We start from the raw sequence: 14,219 nt of genomic DNA, 5'->3' as shown, positions 1-14,219 counted from the left end.
CCGGAGCCTGGTCCCCGTCCTTCCTGAGGCGGAGTGGTACCGGGCGGAGCGGGAACGCGTCGAGGTCTTCGCGGCCTTGGTGCCGGTGGAACGCGTCTGGGTAGAGACCATCAGTACAGCCGCCGAAAGACCGGCACCAGTTGACGGCCTACCGCTCGTATCACTCGACAATCCGCCCACCCGGGTCGCCGTTTCCGCCGAGACACTGGCTTCTCAGGCACCTGGCCAGCTGACAGGTCGTCGCGTGGTCCAGACCGGAAACGACGGCGAGCAGCGCGGCCTCCGCGCGGTTACCGAAGCCCACGTGGGAGCAGATGGATCAGCGCAGGTCAGGGTCGCTCAGGAACACGAATGGTACCGCTGGGCCGCCACTGGACAGGCCCCGGCGACGCGCGCCGTACCACTCGCTGAGCTCTGGCTCGAATAGTCACGGAACCAGGCTTGCCGATGGGCTCGGTTGTGCGCTTGGCTCGACGCCTCGTTCCGCAGAACAGACGCGCCAGCCGTCCTCATCCTTCAGGCCGAAGATCCAGCGCTGTCGACTACTGCTCTCCTCGGAGCCGTCCTTCAGCGCGGTGACTGACAGATCGGTCTGGATCCGCACCTCACCAGACTGGTCGACCCGCGTCAGAGCGCCCCAGCTGATGACGATCTGAACATTGAAGTCGTGTTCTCGCTGCGTCAGCTCTTGGACCAGAGAGTTGATCGGCGAAAGCGCACTCGCATCCTCGCACGCATACAGCTCGATGCCGACTGCATCCTTGTTCTGAAGCGCGGCCCGCAGATACTCGGCGACCACGACCTCAGGAACGGAACGGTCGATCTTGGTCGCCTGGTGATAGGTCACTACTGCGGCGACGCCCGCACCGACGCCACCGACGACAACCAGGATCAGTAGGCCCAGAAGGACCCTGCGCCAACCCCTCTGTCGCTCCATCGCACCACTCTCACTCGCAGCATCCACTCATATGAGTGCATGTCAGCCTGGCACACCGGGACAACAGACCGCTATCCACATAGCGAGGACGATCGCCGTCCACTCAACTGATGCGCGGCGTGCGATCGCATCGGCGGTCAGCATCCGTGACGACTCAGACCGACCCGCGGTTGAGCGACCCGGCCGCCCACAGTCCGCAGCAGCACATGACCACCAGCACCAGCGCGACCGCGACCGCCGCGAGCACCAGCCCCGCTGGCTTCTTAAGGAATCCGAGCAGTCGCGACGGCGGCTTCGGCGGCTGAGGCTGCATGACCGTCACCCTATGGCCAAACCGCCCCGCCGCATAGCGATCTCCCAACACACACCGATGTGTCCCCAGCACCTCCCGGTACGCTGGCACGGTGACCGATTTCGCCGAACTGGACGCCCTGTCGACCGAGCAGCTGCGCGAGCGCGCGTTCGCGAAGGCCCGCGAGGAGCGTGACCTCGGTTTCTTCTGGGACCTGTTCCGCCACCTCCCGACCGCCCCCGAGACCGAGGAGCGCGAACTCGCCGACATCGGCGCCGCCGTCGACGACGCCGTCTCGCTCTGGCGCGAGTTCACCGGCCACGACTACGGCGACAACGAGCCGCTGATCCGCGCCCGTTTCATCGACTACCTGTCGAAGAACGGGGCCGAGTAGCCGCCGCGCGGCCCTACTCCACCCCGTACCTGCGCGCAGCCTTTTCGGGATGTCGATCTGTCGCAAGTATGTGAAAGCCCTCCGCGCGTATGTGCGACGGGTGTAGGGTGCGCTGCGCTAACCTCCCCCGGGGGAGGACGCAGCGGAGGGCTTGGCGTTGGCAGGATGGAACGCGCGCATCGACCAGGCCGCTGGTCTGCACCGGCATGCGGCGGCTGTGGTTCAGGCGGCGATGTCGGCTTTGGACAGCTATCTACCGCCGCCGCGGACGGATCTGGCTGAGCAGCATGATCTGGCGGAGCGCCTGCGTGGCGCGGCCGCGAGACTGGCACCGGGCTGGCTGGGCGCGAGGCTGGACGGGATCTCCTCCGGCACCCCGCTGGGCGACCAGCGCCGGCCGGAGTTCGTCCGGGTCGGCACCGCCCGGCCGCTTGACGACGATCAGTTTCCGCTGGTGGTGCCGTTGCTGGGTACCGGCCATCTGACCTTCGGCGCGGACTCGCGCGACCCCCGGGTCGCCGGGGCGCTGCGGTCGGTGCTGCTGCGCCTGCTGGCGACCGCACCGTCGGGCACCCTGGTGGTACGGGCGGTGGACGCCGTCGGCGGGGCTCTGTTCGCGCCGTTCGGGGCGCTGGCGGACGCGGGTCTGATGCCGCCGCCGGTGCACGATCTGGCCGGGCTGCAGGCGGTGCTGGCCGAGGCGGAGCACTGGGTGCGGCCGAGCCGGCCGATCGCGCAGCGGCGGCCGACGGCGCGGCCGCGGCGGCGGGACTGCACGATGCTGCTGCTCATCGCGGCGCTGCCGTCGAACGTCGAGGGCGCCGAGCTGACCCGGATCACGGCGTTGGCGCAGGCCGGCCCGGCGGCGGGGCTGCACCTGATCGTGGCGGGCTGGCCGCCGCCGCCGCTGTCGCCGCACACCTCGCAGCCGTCGGCGCAGGCGCCTCTGCCGACGAGCACGCAGATCGTGCTGCGCAACCCGTACGCGCTGGTGGGGGGTGGTCCGTTCGCCACCCAGCCGCCGGGTGACGCGCCGAGCCCGACCTCGACGTGGCCGGGCCTGTCGGTGCCGGTGGAGTTGGACCCGGATCCGCCCGCGGACCTGGTGCACCGGGTGTGCCGCGAGCTGGCGGCGCGCTATGCGGCCTCGGGCCAGGTGCATCTGATGGACCTGCTGCCGGACCCGGACCAGTGGTGGGCGGAGTCGTCGGCGGCGGGCCTGTCGACGACCGTGGGGTTGGCCGGGGAGGCGCCGATCCCGCTGAGCTTCACCGAGCTGACGCCGCACTGGCTGGTCGCGGGTCGCGCGAGCGCGGGCAAGACCGCGTTCCTGACCAATGTGCTGTACGGCCTGTGCACCCGCTACGACCCCGACGAGCTGGCCCTGTACCTGCTCGATTTCGCGCGCGACGGCGCGTATGCGGAGTTCGCGCCCAGCGGCACCGATCCGGCCTGGCTGCCGCACGCGCGCGTGATCGGGGGCCGCTGCACCCGCGAGGCCGGGTTGGAGGTGCTGCGGGGCCTGACGGCCGAGCTGGACCGGCGGGTGGACCTGTTCGGGCAGGAGGGCGTGCCGCGCTTCGGCCAGTTCCGCGAGCTGGCGCAGCTGCCCCGGGTGGTGTGCGTGCTGGAGGAGTTCCCGGTGCTGCTCGCGGGCGACGATCCGGTCGCGAAGGAGGCGGTGGGGCTGCTGGAATCGCTCGCCCGCCGCGCCCGGGGGTACGGGATGCACCTGATCCTCAGTTCGCGCTCGGTGCGCGCGGTGGCGGACCTGCACGCGCGCCGGGATTCGGCGTTCGGGCAGTTCCCGGTGCGGGTGGCGCTGCCCGGCGGCGCGGACGTGCTGGAGGCGACCAATGACGCGGCGGCGTCGCTGCCGGTGGGCTGCGCGGTGGTGAACACGGCCGGGGGCCTGGGCGGCCCGCGCAACGCCACCCGGGGCCACGAGAAGACGGTGCGCTTCCCCGACCCGCACACCGATCTGCAGGTGCTGACGGCGCTGCGGCAGCGGCTTTGGCAGGCCCGGGACCTGGATTCGGATCCGCCGGTGGTGCTGATCGGCTCGAGCAGCGAGGAGATGGCATGAGCGAGCGGAGCGCTGCCTGGACCGAGTACCTGGCCGCGGCGCAGCGGCTGGACACGGTTCGGCGGGAGGCGGCCGATGTCGCGTCGGCGGAGGCGGCCGCGCTGGCCGCGGCCCGCGATGAGCTGCCGACGGTGCAGGCGCAGCTGAGCCTGCAGGCGAACCGGCTGGTGGCCAGCGCGGGCCGGGTCGGTGCCCCGGCTCCGGTGCTGCTGCCGGGCCCGTCGGAGCAGCATGTGGCGGCGCAGGCGGTGACGGGCGGTCCGGCGGTGGCGCTGGCCGCGCTGCGCCAGGCGCGGGCGACGCTGGAGGTCACGGACGGTTCGCTGGCGCGTTTCGGGGGTACGACCGGACGCGGGCTCCCGCGCAACCTGCTCATCTACGCCCCGCTCAGCCTGACCGTACTGGTGGTGCAGCTGGCCCTGGCGGGGTTGGCCGACGCCGGGGCGCGCCTGTTCTACCTGCTGGTCGGCGGGTTGTCGCTGGCGCTGCTGGCGTTCGCGACGGGCTGGGTGCTGGTGGGGCTGGTCTTCCCGAAGGGTTCGCGTACGGCGCCGCTGGGCGCGGTCACCTGCTTCGCACCGGTGCTGCTGGCGGCGGCGCTGTACGCGCTGGGCTGAGGCGTCAGCGGGCGTTGATGAGGGCCAGCGCCTCGGCGCGGGTCTTCGGGTCGGTCTTGCACAGGCCGCGCAGCGCGCTGGTGACCGTGCGGGCGCCGGCCTTGCGGATGCCGCGCATCTCCATGCACATGTGCTCGCACTCCAGCACCACGATCACGCCGCGCGCGGCGAGCTGCTGCTGGAGCAGGTCGGCGATCTGCGAGGTGAGGCGCTCCTGGACCTGCGGGCGGCGCGCGTACACCTCGACGAGGCGGGCGAGCTTGGACAGGCCGGTGATGCGGCCGTCGGTGCCGGGCAGGTAGCCGACGTGGGCGACGCCCTTGAACGGCAGCAGGTGGTGCTCGCAGAGGCTGAACACCTGGATGTCGCGGACCAGCACGAACTCGTCGTGGTCGGCCTCGAACGTGGTGGTCAGCACGTGCGTCGGGTCGACCCGCAGCCCGGCGAAGAGTTCGGCGTACGCGCGGGCGACGCGGGCGGGGGTGCGCTGCAGGCCGTCCCGGTCGGGGTCCTCGCCCAGGGCGATCAGCAGTTCGCGGATCGCCTTCTCGATCCGCCCGAGGTCGACGGCCTCCTCCACCGGAACACCGGTGAGGGAGCCGTCGACCAGACGGGCGGCGAGGTGGTCGAGTCCCTGCTCGCCGTTCAGTTCGTGCCCTCCGCGGCCGAGCCGACGGTGACCTCACCGTCGTTGCTGGCGGCGCCGTTCTCGCTGGCCTTCTTCTCCAGCTCGGCCGGGGTGAGCACCGGCGGCTGGGTGGAGGGCGTGCGCTTGCCGAAGCCGTTGAACGGGGCCATCGGCGGCCGCTTGACGACGCGGGCGCAGACGCGCGCCATGTCGGCGGTCGAGATGGTCTCCTTCTCGATCAGCTCCAGCACGAGCGCGTCGAGGACGTCCCGGTACTCCACCAGGATCTCGTACGCCTCGTCGTGGGCGAGCTCGATCAGGTGGCGCACCTCGGCGTCGATCTCGGCGGCGACGGAGTCGGAGTAGTCGCGCTCGTGGCCGTAGGACCGGCCCAGGAACGGCTCGTCGCCGCTGGTGCCGTACTTGACGGCGCCGAGCTTGGAGCTCATGCCGTACTGCGTGACCATGGCACGGGCCAGGGCGGACGCCTTCTCGATGTCGTTGCCGGCACCGGTGGTGGGCTCGTGGAAGACGAGCTCCTCGGCGGCCCGGCCGCCCAGCGCGTACGCCAGGGTGTCGATCATCTCGGCGCGGGTCTGGGTGTACTTGTCCTCGGTCGGCAGCACCAGGGTGTGGCCCAGCGAGCGGCTGCGGGACAGGATGGTCACCTTGTGCACCGGCGCGGAGTGCGGCAGCGCCCAGGCCACCAGGGCGTGCCCGCCCTCGTGGTACGCGGTGATCTTCTTCTCGTGGTCCGACATGACCCGGGTGCGGCGCTGCGGGCCGGCCACCACGCGGTCGATCGACTCCTCGAGCGAGTCGTTGCTGATGGCGCGCTTGTCCTGGCGCGCGGTCAGCAGCGCGGCCTCGTTGATCACGTTCGCGAGGTCGGCACCGGTGAAGCCGGGCGTGCGGCGGGCGACGGCGTCGAGGTCGACGTCGGGCGTGAACGGCTTGCCCTTGGCGTGCACCCGCAGGATCGCCTTGCGGCCGGTCATGTCCGGGGTGTCGACCGCGATCTGGCGGTCGAACCGGCCGGGACGCAGCAGCGCCGGGTCGAGGATGTCGGGGCGGTTGGTGGCGGCGATCAGGATGACGCCGCCCTTGGCGTCGAAGCCGTCCATCTCGACCAGCAGCTGGTTGAGGGTCTGCTCGCGCTCGTCGTGGCCACCGCCCAGGCCGGCGCCGCGGTGGCGGCCGACGGCGTCGATCTCGTCGACGAAGACGATGGCCGGGGCGTTCGCCTTGGCCTGCTCGAACAGGTCGCGGACACGCGAGGCGCCGACACCCACGAACATCTCGACGAAGTCCGAACCCGAGATGGAGTAGAACGGCACCCCGGCCTCGCCGGCGACGGCGCGGGCCAGCAGGGTCTTACCGGTTCCGGGCGGGCCGAACAGCAGCACGCCCTTCGGGATCTTGGCGCCGAGCGCCTGGTACTTCGCCGGGTTCTGCAGGAAGTCCTTGATCTCGTGCAGTTCCTCGACGGCCTCGTCGGAGCCGGCCACGTCCGCGAAGGTGGTCTTCGGGGTGTCCTTGCTGACGAGCTTGGCCTTCGACTTGCCGAAGTTGAGCACCCGGGAGCCGCCGCCCTGCATCTGCGACATGAACAGCAGCAGCAGGATGACCAGGATGGCGATCGGCAGCAGGCTCACCAGCAGGGAGAGGAAGACGCTCTCCTCGGTGACCTCGGTGTTGAAGTTCCCCGAGATCTTGCCGGCCTTCTTGGCCTCTTCGAGTCGATTGAACACCTGCAGCCCGGCCTCGGCCGGGTACTGCGCCTCGATCTTGTCGGTCTCCACATCGTCGAACTTGGCCTTGTCGGCCAGGTCGATGCGGATCGTCTGCTCCTTGTCGCGCAGCTCCACCTTCTTGATGGCACCCGCGCCGGCCTGGTCGATGGTGCTCAGGGCAACTGAGGTGTCCACCGGCTGGTAGCTCGGGCCGCTGGTGAAGAGCTGGCTGAGCAGGATCGCGCAGATGGCCACGATGAAGATCCAGAAGATCGGCCGGCGGAAGATACGCGTACGCTCCATGCTGTTACCGGACGCTTGATCGCGCCCGTGTCCTCCTGATCGATAGAGGCGGTCAGCTCACCGGGCGCGGCCCGGTCACTCGACGGTACACCGTAGAAACCTTCGGTTGAGTGATGCGTGGTGCCGATCGCACAACGTTCAGCGTTTTCTCAGCTCAGCTACCCACTATTACGGACAAATAGTACCGCTGTTCGCTGAGAGCGAATACGGGCACAAAGCATGATCGCCGATCCCGGTCCGAACCCGTGCGCAGACAGCAGGATTCGACCGCGAACGGCGATCGGCACCGCACCACTCAGCGCTGGTAGACCTCGGGCTTGAGGATGCCGACGTACGGCACCTCGCGGTAGCGCTCGGCGTAGTCCAGGCCGTAGCCGACGACGAACTCGTTGGGGATGTCGAAGCCGACGTACTTGACCGGCACCGGCACCTTGATCGCCTCGGGCTTGCGGAACAGGGCCACCACGTCGACCGACTTCGCCGACCGGGACTCCAGGTACTTCAGCAGCCAGCTCAGGGTCAGGCCGGAGTCGACGATGTCCTCCACCACGACCACGTGCTTGCCGGCGATGTCGCGGTCCAGGTCCTTGAGGATGCGCACCACACCGGAGGAGGTGGTGCCCTGCCCGTACGACGAGACGGCCATGAACTCCAGCTCCGCCGGCGGACCGCCGACGCGGCCCAGCTCCCGGGCGAAGTCCGCCATGAACATGACCGCACCCTTGAGGACGCAGACGAGAAGCAGGCCGTCGACCGACGCGTGGTCGGCGGCGACCTGCTTGGCGAGCTCGGCGGTCTTAGCGCGGAGCTCCTCTTCAGTGATGATCACACGGTCAATGTCCGCGTCGTACCAGCCCATGTGCCTAAGCGTGCCCGATAAAGGACCTCTGCCGCACGTCGGGGTCGGAATTGGTGACGATCATCCCCAGCTGGCCCGCGACACCGAGGACCAGCCAGAACACTACGACGAAGACGAAGATCTCCATGACGGCCTCACCGTTTCGAGAACTTTGATCAAGATGTGCACCGGTGTCGGTATCCAGTCTCCGCCGCAGGCCGCGCCGCCGACAGTGGCAGAGATGCCACTGAACATCGAATTACTGCCAATCGTGGGGTAGCGTGAAGGGATGCTGACGCGCGTCGCCGTGCTGGCGCTGGACCAGATCGCACCGTTCGAGCTCGGGGTGCTGTGCGAGGTGTTCGGCACCGACCGCACCGCCGACGGCTTCCCCGGGTACGAGTTCGCCGTGTGCAGCGTGGACGGCGGCCCGGTCCGTACCCGGTCGGGTTTCTCGATCTCACCGCACGCGGACCTCGCGCCGCTGGCCACCGCCGACCTGGTCGCGGTGCCCGCGCACCCGCTGAGCTGCGACGCCGCGCCCGCCGCCGTCGAGGCGCTGCGGGCCGCCGCCGCACGCGGCGCCTGGGTGATGTCGGTGTGCTCGGGCGCGTTCCTGCTCGGGCAGGCCGGGCTGCTGGACGGGCGCCGCTGCACCACCCACTGGAACCACGCGGCCCTGCTGCGCGAGCGCCACCCCACCGCCCAGGTGGTGCCGGACGAGCTGTACGTGCAGGACGGCCGGATCATCACCAGCGCGGGCACCGCCGCCGGCATCGACGCCTGCCTGCACCTGGTCCGCCAGGTGCATGGATCGGCCGTGGCCACCAAGCTCGCCCGGCGGATGGTCGTGCCGCCGCACCGCGCGGGCGGGCAGTCGCAGTTCATCGAGGCGCCGATCCCGGACGCGGTCGCGTGCGAGACGCTGCAGCCGCTGCTGGAGTGGCTGCTGCGGCACCTGGACCAGCCGCTCACCGTCGACGACCTGGCCGGGCGGACGCACATGGCGCCGCGCACCTTCGCCCGCAGGTTCCGGGCCGAGACCGGGGCGACGCCGCACGACTGGATCACCCACCAGCGCGTACTGCTGGCCCGGCGGCTGCTGGAGGAGACGGAGCTGACCGTGGAGTCGGTCGCCGCCCGCACCGGCTTCGGCGACTCGGCCACCCTGCGCCACCACTTCAACCGCCGCCTGGGCACCACCCCCCTCACCTACCGCCAGACCTTCCGCACCCGCTGAGCCCGCCCCAACGCGCCGTCGTTGGGTGCAGTTTCGGGGAAAGTGCAGGAATCTTGGCCCCCTTTCCAGCAGTTTCCCCGAAACTGCCGGGACCACCGCCCCGGGCGCGCGCCCCACGGGCGGGTGGAGAGTGAAGAAGGGCCCCTTCCACCTCGCAAAGCGAGAAGAAGGGGCCCTTCCTTACTGCGACGTCAGCCGCGCAGCGGCTGACGAGCACTCACTTCAGCACCACCGGCAGCCGGTTCCGCACCACCGTCGTCCCCGGCACATCCGGACTGGTCATAGCCGTCACCAGCGTCCCGTCAGCAGGCGTGACCCCCCGCAGCGTGACCGTGTACGACGCCACCCCGCCCGGGTGCCCGCCCGCGGACGCCACGCCCCGGTCGGCGGCCGGCGCCTCGGTCGACAGCACGCCCTTGCCCAGCGCGTTCTCGGCCCCCACGGCGAAGACGGCCGCGCCCTTCGGCAGTGCCTGCTCGTCGTACGCGAAGCGGATCTCCTCGCGGTCGCCGGTCGCGAGCCACGCCTGGAAGCGCTGGCCGTCCTCGGTGCCGAAGCGGTTCACCCGCCACTCGACGACGATCCACTTCTTGCCGTCGCGGGTCACCTCGGCCACGCGCACGCCGTCGGCCGCCGACCCGTCCAGGTCCGCCCAGTACGGCGCGAGCACGTTGTTGGGGCGGGCGGCCTCGTTCGACTTCGGCGGCTCGAAGCGGATGTCCTGGCCGGTGCCGCCGCCGACGACGAGGTAGCCGTCGGAGACCACGCCGATGCTGGTGTAGGCCTGTCCGGCGTACACGAACTCGGGCACCTCGTAGTTGATCAGCTCCTCGTCGCCGATCGCGTCCGGCGTGACGGTCAGCGGCCGCCAGAGCCGGTCGGACCGGTCGGACAGGGCGGGCAGGCCCGGCTCGATGCCGGGCAGGGTGGAGCTGTGCCGCACCTCGCCCTCCCGGCCGAGCCGCACCTCGCCGTCCACGTCGGCCAGGGCCAGGCCCTTGTCGAGGCGGGTCGCCAGCGACACCGGAGCCTGGTCGTAGCCGGTGTTGCGGGCGGTGACGGTGCAGTCGACGGTGCGGGCCAGCTGCACCTTCTTGGCGGTGCAGGCGCTGACCAGGGTGACCTGGCCCTGGGTGGGCCGGAACGCGACCGGCAGGTGCAGCGCCTGCCCGGTCGTCGGCGTGAGCCGGACCTCGCCGAACAGGAACCCGGCCGAGACCGCGCGGGAGTAGATGGTCACCGGCAGCGGCGCGGTCCCCCGAGCCGGGACGGTGACCGTCGGCGGGACGCTGATGGTGCTGCTGTCCGGCGAGGTCGCCGTCACCTGGTAGGTCAGCGCCTGGTCGGTCATGTTGCGCAGGGTGCGGACCATGGACAGGCGGCCCGGCATGATCGGCGCGTTGATCGAGGGCAGGTTGAGCTGGACCGCCCGGACCTCGTCGTCGGCCAGGGCGTACATGCGGTCGGCGGTCTCGGCGATGGTCACCCCGGCGGCGTCGGCGCGGTCGACCGCGATCCGGCCCGCACCCAGGTCCAGCGGACCGGCCCGGTCCACCCCGTTCTCGGTGACCACGTCGGTGACGGCGGTGGTCATCAGGGCCGACTTGAGCTCGCCCGGGGTCCAGTCCGGGTGCCGGGCGGCCAGCAGCGCCGCCGCCCCGGCCACGTGCGGCGAGGACATGGACGTGCCCGCGATGGCCTGGAAGTACTGCCCGGCCGGGCCGCCGGTGTTGTCGGCGGGCGTGGGCGTGTTGCCGGCCAGGATCTGCACGCCGGGGGCGGTCACGTCCGGCTTGAGCATCAGGCCGCCGGGTCCGCGTGAGGAGAACGCCGCCATCACGTCGCCGGTGCCGGCGACGGGGGCGCCCGCGCCGATCGTCGCGGTCGCGTCGGCATGGGCGTCGAGGAACTCCAGCAGCGCGGCGTCGGGCAGGTGCACCGTCGGCAGCCAGTGGTTGTCGGTCTCGGTGTCCTGGGTGGTCGGGTTGTAGAGCACCATGCCGACCGCGCCGCCGGCCTTGACGTTCCAGCCCTTCTCCACGCGCGGGTTGCCGCCGCGCTCGCACACCACGATCTTGCCGGTGAACGTCTTCGGCTTGGCCGCCTTCGTGCAGGCCTTGCCACCGGCGTAGCCCGCGACGGCGTCCGCGCGCACGATCGGGGCAGGCCCGGCCGCGCCGGTCAGCGAGGCGCCGCGCAGCGTCTGCGTCGCGTCACCGGCCCGCAGGACCAGGTCGGCGGCGAACTCCCGGCGCTGGGTCGACGCGGCCACCGTGGTCACCCACGGAGACAGGTGGTTGACCGTGCCCGCGGTCGGGCCGGAGTTGCCCGCCGACGCGGCCGTGAACACGCCCGCGGCGTACGCGTCGAGGAAGGCCATCTCCACCGGGTCGGTGAACGGGTCGGTGCCGCCGGAGACCGAGAAGTTGATGACGTCGACGCCGTCGCGCACCGCCTGGGCCACCGCCTCGGCCGAGTCCGACGACATGCAGCCCTGCTCGCCGCAGACCTTGTAGACGCTGACCCAGGCGCCGGGGGCGATGCCGTGGATCGGGCCGCGCTCCACCCCGAAGATCTTCGCCGAGGCCAGCGCGTTGCCCGCCGCGGTCGAGGCGGTGTGGGTGCCGTGCCCGTCGGAGTCGCGCGCGCTGCGGTACTTCTCCTTCGGGAAGCTCGACAGGTAGCCGTCCAGGAACGGGGCGCCGCCGATCAGCTTGCGGTTGCAGCGGAACACGTCCTTGCCCGGCGTCAGCGGGTTGTCGCCGAAGTCGCAGGTACGCCGGGTGCCGTCGGCCTTGGCCGGGGGCGCGCCGAGGACGCCCTGGTCGGCGAAGGACGGGTGCTCGGGCCAGGCGCCGGTGTCCAGCACGCCGACGATGACGCCCTGCCCGGCGCGGGACAGGTCGGCCGCGCCGGTCGGCCCGGCCGGGGCGAGCGCGTCGGCGCCGATGAACGAGCCGGACGAGTCGGTCAGCGGTTCGCGCAGCTCGTCGCGCTGCACCGCGACCACGTCCGGCAGGGCGGCGAGCTTGCGCACCTGGTCGGCCGGGAGGGTGAGGGACAGGCCGCCGTACACCGTACGCAGGGAGCGGCCGAGCTGGGCCGAGGGCAGCTGGGCGGCGAGGTGCTGGGCGAAGCGGCGTTCGCGGCCGATGAGGTAGTCCTCGTAGTCGCGTTCGGCCTTGCTCGCGCGCAGCCGCCGGCCGGTGACCGCGGGGCTGGTCGCGGCCAGGCCCGGCAGGCCGCCGGGGTAGCTGGCCACCGCGTCGTAGTCGAGTTTGACCAGGACCGGGATCCGCTGATGGCCGGTGCTGCCGAGCAGGCCGCGGTCGGTCCGGGCCAGCCGGCTCGAGGGCGCGCGGCCGACCGCCACCCGGGACTGGGGTTGCAGCTTGTGCGGGCCGGGCGGCGCCGCCGCGCTCGTACCCGCCGGAACCGCAGCTGAGCCCGCGACCAGCGCAAGCCCGCAAGCTATCCGGACAATCGTCGCTATTCTCACATCGCGTCAAACGACCCCGCGACCGGCGGGGACTTGGCCGGACCCCGGTCTCAGTACGCGGCGGCCTGCCCGTCGCCGCGCGGCTCCGACCCGGCCACGTAACCCGCGCCGTCGGGCAGGCACCAGATCGCCTGGCCCATGCCGAAGGTGGACCGGTCCTCGGCGACGGTCACCTCGTGACCGCGTTCGCGCAGGTCGCGGAGCAGATCCGGGTCGAACTCGGGCTCCACCTCCAGCTGGCGGGCGGTGTGCCAGTACCAGCGGGGGCGGGTCAGCGCGGCCTGCGGATCCAGGCCCCCGTCCACCGTGGACAGGACCAGCTGCAGGTGGCCCTGCGGCTGCATGTGCCCGCCCATCACCCCGAACGGGCCGACCGCCGCGCCGTCGCGGCAGAGGAAGCCCGGGATGATCGTGTGGAAGGGGCGCTTGCCGGGTGCGGCGACGTTCGGGTGCGCCGGGTCGAGGCTGAACCCGGCGCCCCGGTTCTGCAGCGTGAAGCCGTACTCGGGCAGCACGACGAACGAGCCGAAGCCCATGTACGTCGACTGGATCAGGCTCACCATCATGCCGTCGGAGTCGGCCGCGGCCAGGTAGACCGTGCCGCCGCGCATCGGGTCGCCGGGCGGCGGGTCACCGGCCCGGGGCCCGATCAGCGCCCGCCGCGCCGCGACGTAGCCGGGCGCCAGCAGGTCGGGCACCGGCCCGGCGTCGGGGTCGGCGACGTACGCGTGGGCGTCGGCGAAGCCGAGCTTCATCGCCTCGATCTGCTCGTGCACCCCGTGCCCGGGCAACCCGTCCAGCAGCGCGAACGCCTGCAGGGCGGCGACACCCTGGCCGTTGGGCGGCAGCTCGTACACGCTGAAGCCGCGATAGTCGGCGCGCATCGGCTCGACCCAGGTGCTCTCGTGCCGGGCCAGGTCGTCGGCGGTCAGCAGCCCGCCGGTGGCCGCCGCGTGCGCGGCCAGGGCGTGCGCGATCTCGCCGTGGTAGAACGCGTCGGCGTGGCTGCCGCCGATCAGCCGCAGCGCCCGCGCCGCCCCCGGGTTGCGGAACCGCTCCCCCGGCCGCGGCGCCCGCCCGTCGGGCGCGAACACGTCCGCCCAGGCCCGGCACTCGGCCCGGGTGAGCCCGCGGTGCAGGCGCACCGCGCGGTCCCAGCCCGCCGCGACCGTCGGCGACACCGTCCAGCCGTGCTCGGCGTAGCCGACCGCGTCGGCGAACAGCCGCTCGAACGGCACCCGGCCGAACCGGTCGTGCAGGTCCCGCCAGCCCGCCGGAGCCCCGGGCACCGTCACCGGCAGCCAGCCGCGCGACGGCGGCGCCACGGCGGCCCGCGCCTGCGCCGCACCCAGCGCGCCGGTCGGCCGCTCGCCCCGCTCGGCCAGCAGCTCACGGGTCAGCGCGGCCGGGGCTCGGCCGGAGGCGTTCAGGCCGTGCAGCCGCTGCCCGTCCCAGACCAGCGCGAACAGGTCCGAGCCGATGTCGTTGGAGCCCGGCTGCACCACGGTCAGGGTCACCGCCGCGGCCACCGCCGCGTCGACGGCCGAGCCGCCCTCGCGCAGCACCGCCAGCCCGGCCTGCGCGGCCAGCGGCTGGCTGGTGGCGACCACCCCGTTCGGCGCGTACACCGGCTGACGTCGCATGCCGTCGAT

General features: G+C 72.0%; 12 protein-coding genes. 4 read left to right on the top strand and 8 right to left on the bottom strand.

What is annotated here, in order from left to right; translation table 11 throughout:
• Window positions 1–427 precede the first annotated feature (427 nt).
• Complete coding sequence (locus QEZ54_RS29375; protein ID WP_281307981.1) at window positions 428–937, bottom strand: hypothetical protein; 510 nt, start codon at window positions 935–937, stop codon at window positions 428–430.
• A 154-nt stretch (window positions 938–1,091) separates the two neighbouring features.
• Window positions 1,092–1,250 (bottom strand): hypothetical protein, encoded by a 159-nt coding sequence (locus tag QEZ54_RS29370; RefSeq protein ID WP_281307980.1) that lies wholly within the window; start codon window positions 1,248–1,250, stop codon window positions 1,092–1,094.
• A 91-nt stretch (window positions 1,251–1,341) separates the two neighbouring features.
• On the opposite strand from QEZ54_RS29370, the gene QEZ54_RS29365 reads away from it, so the two are divergent.
• The 3 genes from QEZ54_RS29365 (at window position 1,342) to QEZ54_RS29355 (ending at window position 4,326) form a co-directional block, all read left to right on the top strand.
• The gene (locus tag QEZ54_RS29365) at window positions 1,342–1,623 is read left to right on the top strand and encodes a hypothetical protein (protein WP_281307979.1); all 282 of its coding nucleotides are present in this window, start codon (window positions 1,342–1,344) and stop codon (window positions 1,621–1,623) included.
• Between the two features lie 232 nt (window positions 1,624–1,855).
• Complete coding sequence (locus QEZ54_RS29360) at window positions 1,856–3,709, top strand: FtsK/SpoIIIE domain-containing protein (protein WP_281307978.1); 1,854 nt, start codon at window positions 1,856–1,858, stop codon at window positions 3,707–3,709.
• The gene (locus QEZ54_RS29355) at window positions 3,706–4,326 is read left to right on the top strand and encodes a hypothetical protein (protein ID WP_281307977.1); all 621 of its coding nucleotides are present in this window, start codon (window positions 3,706–3,708) and stop codon (window positions 4,324–4,326) included. Before QEZ54_RS29360 ends, QEZ54_RS29355 begins: the two co-directional genes overlap by 4 nt.
• A gap of 4 nt (window positions 4,327–4,330) precedes the next feature.
• Here the strand turns inward: QEZ54_RS29355 and folE are convergent, their stop codons facing one another.
• The 4 genes from folE to QEZ54_RS29335 form a co-directional block, all read right to left on the bottom strand.
• The gene (folE, locus tag QEZ54_RS29350) at window positions 4,331–4,975 is read right to left on the bottom strand and encodes a GTP cyclohydrolase I FolE (RefSeq protein ID WP_281308036.1); all 645 of its coding nucleotides are present in this window, start codon (window positions 4,973–4,975) and stop codon (window positions 4,331–4,333) included.
• Window positions 4,972–6,990: an ATP-dependent zinc metalloprotease FtsH gene (gene ftsH / locus QEZ54_RS29345; RefSeq protein ID WP_281307976.1), complete on the bottom strand. Its 2,019-nt coding sequence runs from the start codon at window positions 6,988–6,990 to the stop codon at window positions 4,972–4,974. Before ftsH ends, folE begins: the two co-directional genes overlap by 4 nt.
• Before the next feature lie 295 nt (window positions 6,991–7,285).
• Window positions 7,286–7,849, bottom strand: coding sequence for a hypoxanthine phosphoribosyltransferase (hpt, locus tag QEZ54_RS29340; protein ID WP_281307975.1), 564 nt, complete (start codon window positions 7,847–7,849; stop codon window positions 7,286–7,288).
• Window positions 7,850–7,853: 4 nt separating this feature from the next.
• Window positions 7,854–7,976 (bottom strand): hypothetical protein, encoded by a 123-nt coding sequence (locus tag QEZ54_RS29335; protein ID WP_281307974.1) that lies wholly within the window; start codon window positions 7,974–7,976, stop codon window positions 7,854–7,856.
• Window positions 7,977–8,117: 141 nt separating this feature from the next.
• On the opposite strand from QEZ54_RS29335, the gene QEZ54_RS29330 reads away from it, so the two are divergent.
• The gene (locus QEZ54_RS29330; RefSeq protein ID WP_281307973.1) at window positions 8,118–9,068 is read left to right on the top strand and encodes a helix-turn-helix domain-containing protein; all 951 of its coding nucleotides are present in this window, start codon (window positions 8,118–8,120) and stop codon (window positions 9,066–9,068) included.
• Window positions 9,069–9,285: 217 nt separating this feature from the next.
• Here the strand turns inward: QEZ54_RS29330 and QEZ54_RS29325 are convergent, their stop codons facing one another.
• Complete coding sequence (locus QEZ54_RS29325; protein WP_281307972.1) at window positions 9,286–12,441, bottom strand: S8 family serine peptidase; 3,156 nt, start codon at window positions 12,439–12,441, stop codon at window positions 9,286–9,288.
• A 176-nt stretch (window positions 12,442–12,617) separates the two neighbouring features.
• Window positions 12,618–14,210 carry a gamma-glutamyltransferase family protein gene (locus QEZ54_RS29320; RefSeq protein ID WP_281307971.1) on the bottom strand — a complete coding sequence of 531 codons (1,593 nt, stop codon included), beginning with the start codon at window positions 14,208–14,210 and terminating at the stop codon, window positions 12,618–12,620.
• Window positions 14,211–14,219: the final 9 nt, after the last annotated feature.

The organism is Catellatospora sp. KI3, from assembly GCF_029948125.1.
Classification (GTDB): Bacteria; Actinomycetota; Actinomycetes; order Mycobacteriales; family Micromonosporaceae; genus Catellatospora.
Note: the sequence above shows the minus strand (reverse complement) of the source record. Positions and strands in the feature narration are given on the sequence as shown.

What these genes read in the sequence shown, in the direction of transcription:
- QEZ54_RS29375 (WP_281307981.1), bottom strand. Translation starts at nt 937, where the DNA reads ATGGAGCGACAGAGGGGTTGGCGCAGGGTCCTTCTGGGCCTACTGATC.
- QEZ54_RS29370 (WP_281307980.1), bottom strand. Translation starts at nt 1,250, where the DNA reads ATGCAGCCTCAGCCGCCGAAGCCGCCGTCGCGACTGCTCGGATTCCTT.
- QEZ54_RS29360 (WP_281307978.1), top strand. Translation starts at nt 1,856, where the DNA reads ATGTCGGCTTTGGACAGCTATCTACCGCCGCCGCGGACGGATCTGGCT.
- QEZ54_RS29355 (WP_281307977.1), top strand. Translation starts at nt 3,706, where the DNA reads ATGAGCGAGCGGAGCGCTGCCTGGACCGAGTACCTGGCCGCGGCGCAG.
- ftsH (WP_281307976.1), bottom strand. Translation starts at nt 6,990, where the DNA reads ATGGAGCGTACGCGTATCTTCCGCCGGCCGATCTTCTGGATCTTCATC.
- hpt (WP_281307975.1), bottom strand. Translation starts at nt 7,849, where the DNA reads ATGGGCTGGTACGACGCGGACATTGACCGTGTGATCATCACTGAAGAG.
- QEZ54_RS29335 (WP_281307974.1), bottom strand. Translation starts at nt 7,976, where the DNA reads ATGGAGATCTTCGTCTTCGTCGTAGTGTTCTGGCTGGTCCTCGGTGTC.
- QEZ54_RS29330 (WP_281307973.1), top strand. Translation starts at nt 8,118, where the DNA reads ATGCTGACGCGCGTCGCCGTGCTGGCGCTGGACCAGATCGCACCGTTC.
- QEZ54_RS29320 (WP_281307971.1), bottom strand. Translation starts at nt 14,210, where the DNA reads ATGCGACGTCAGCCGGTGTACGCGCCGAACGGGGTGGTCGCCACCAGC.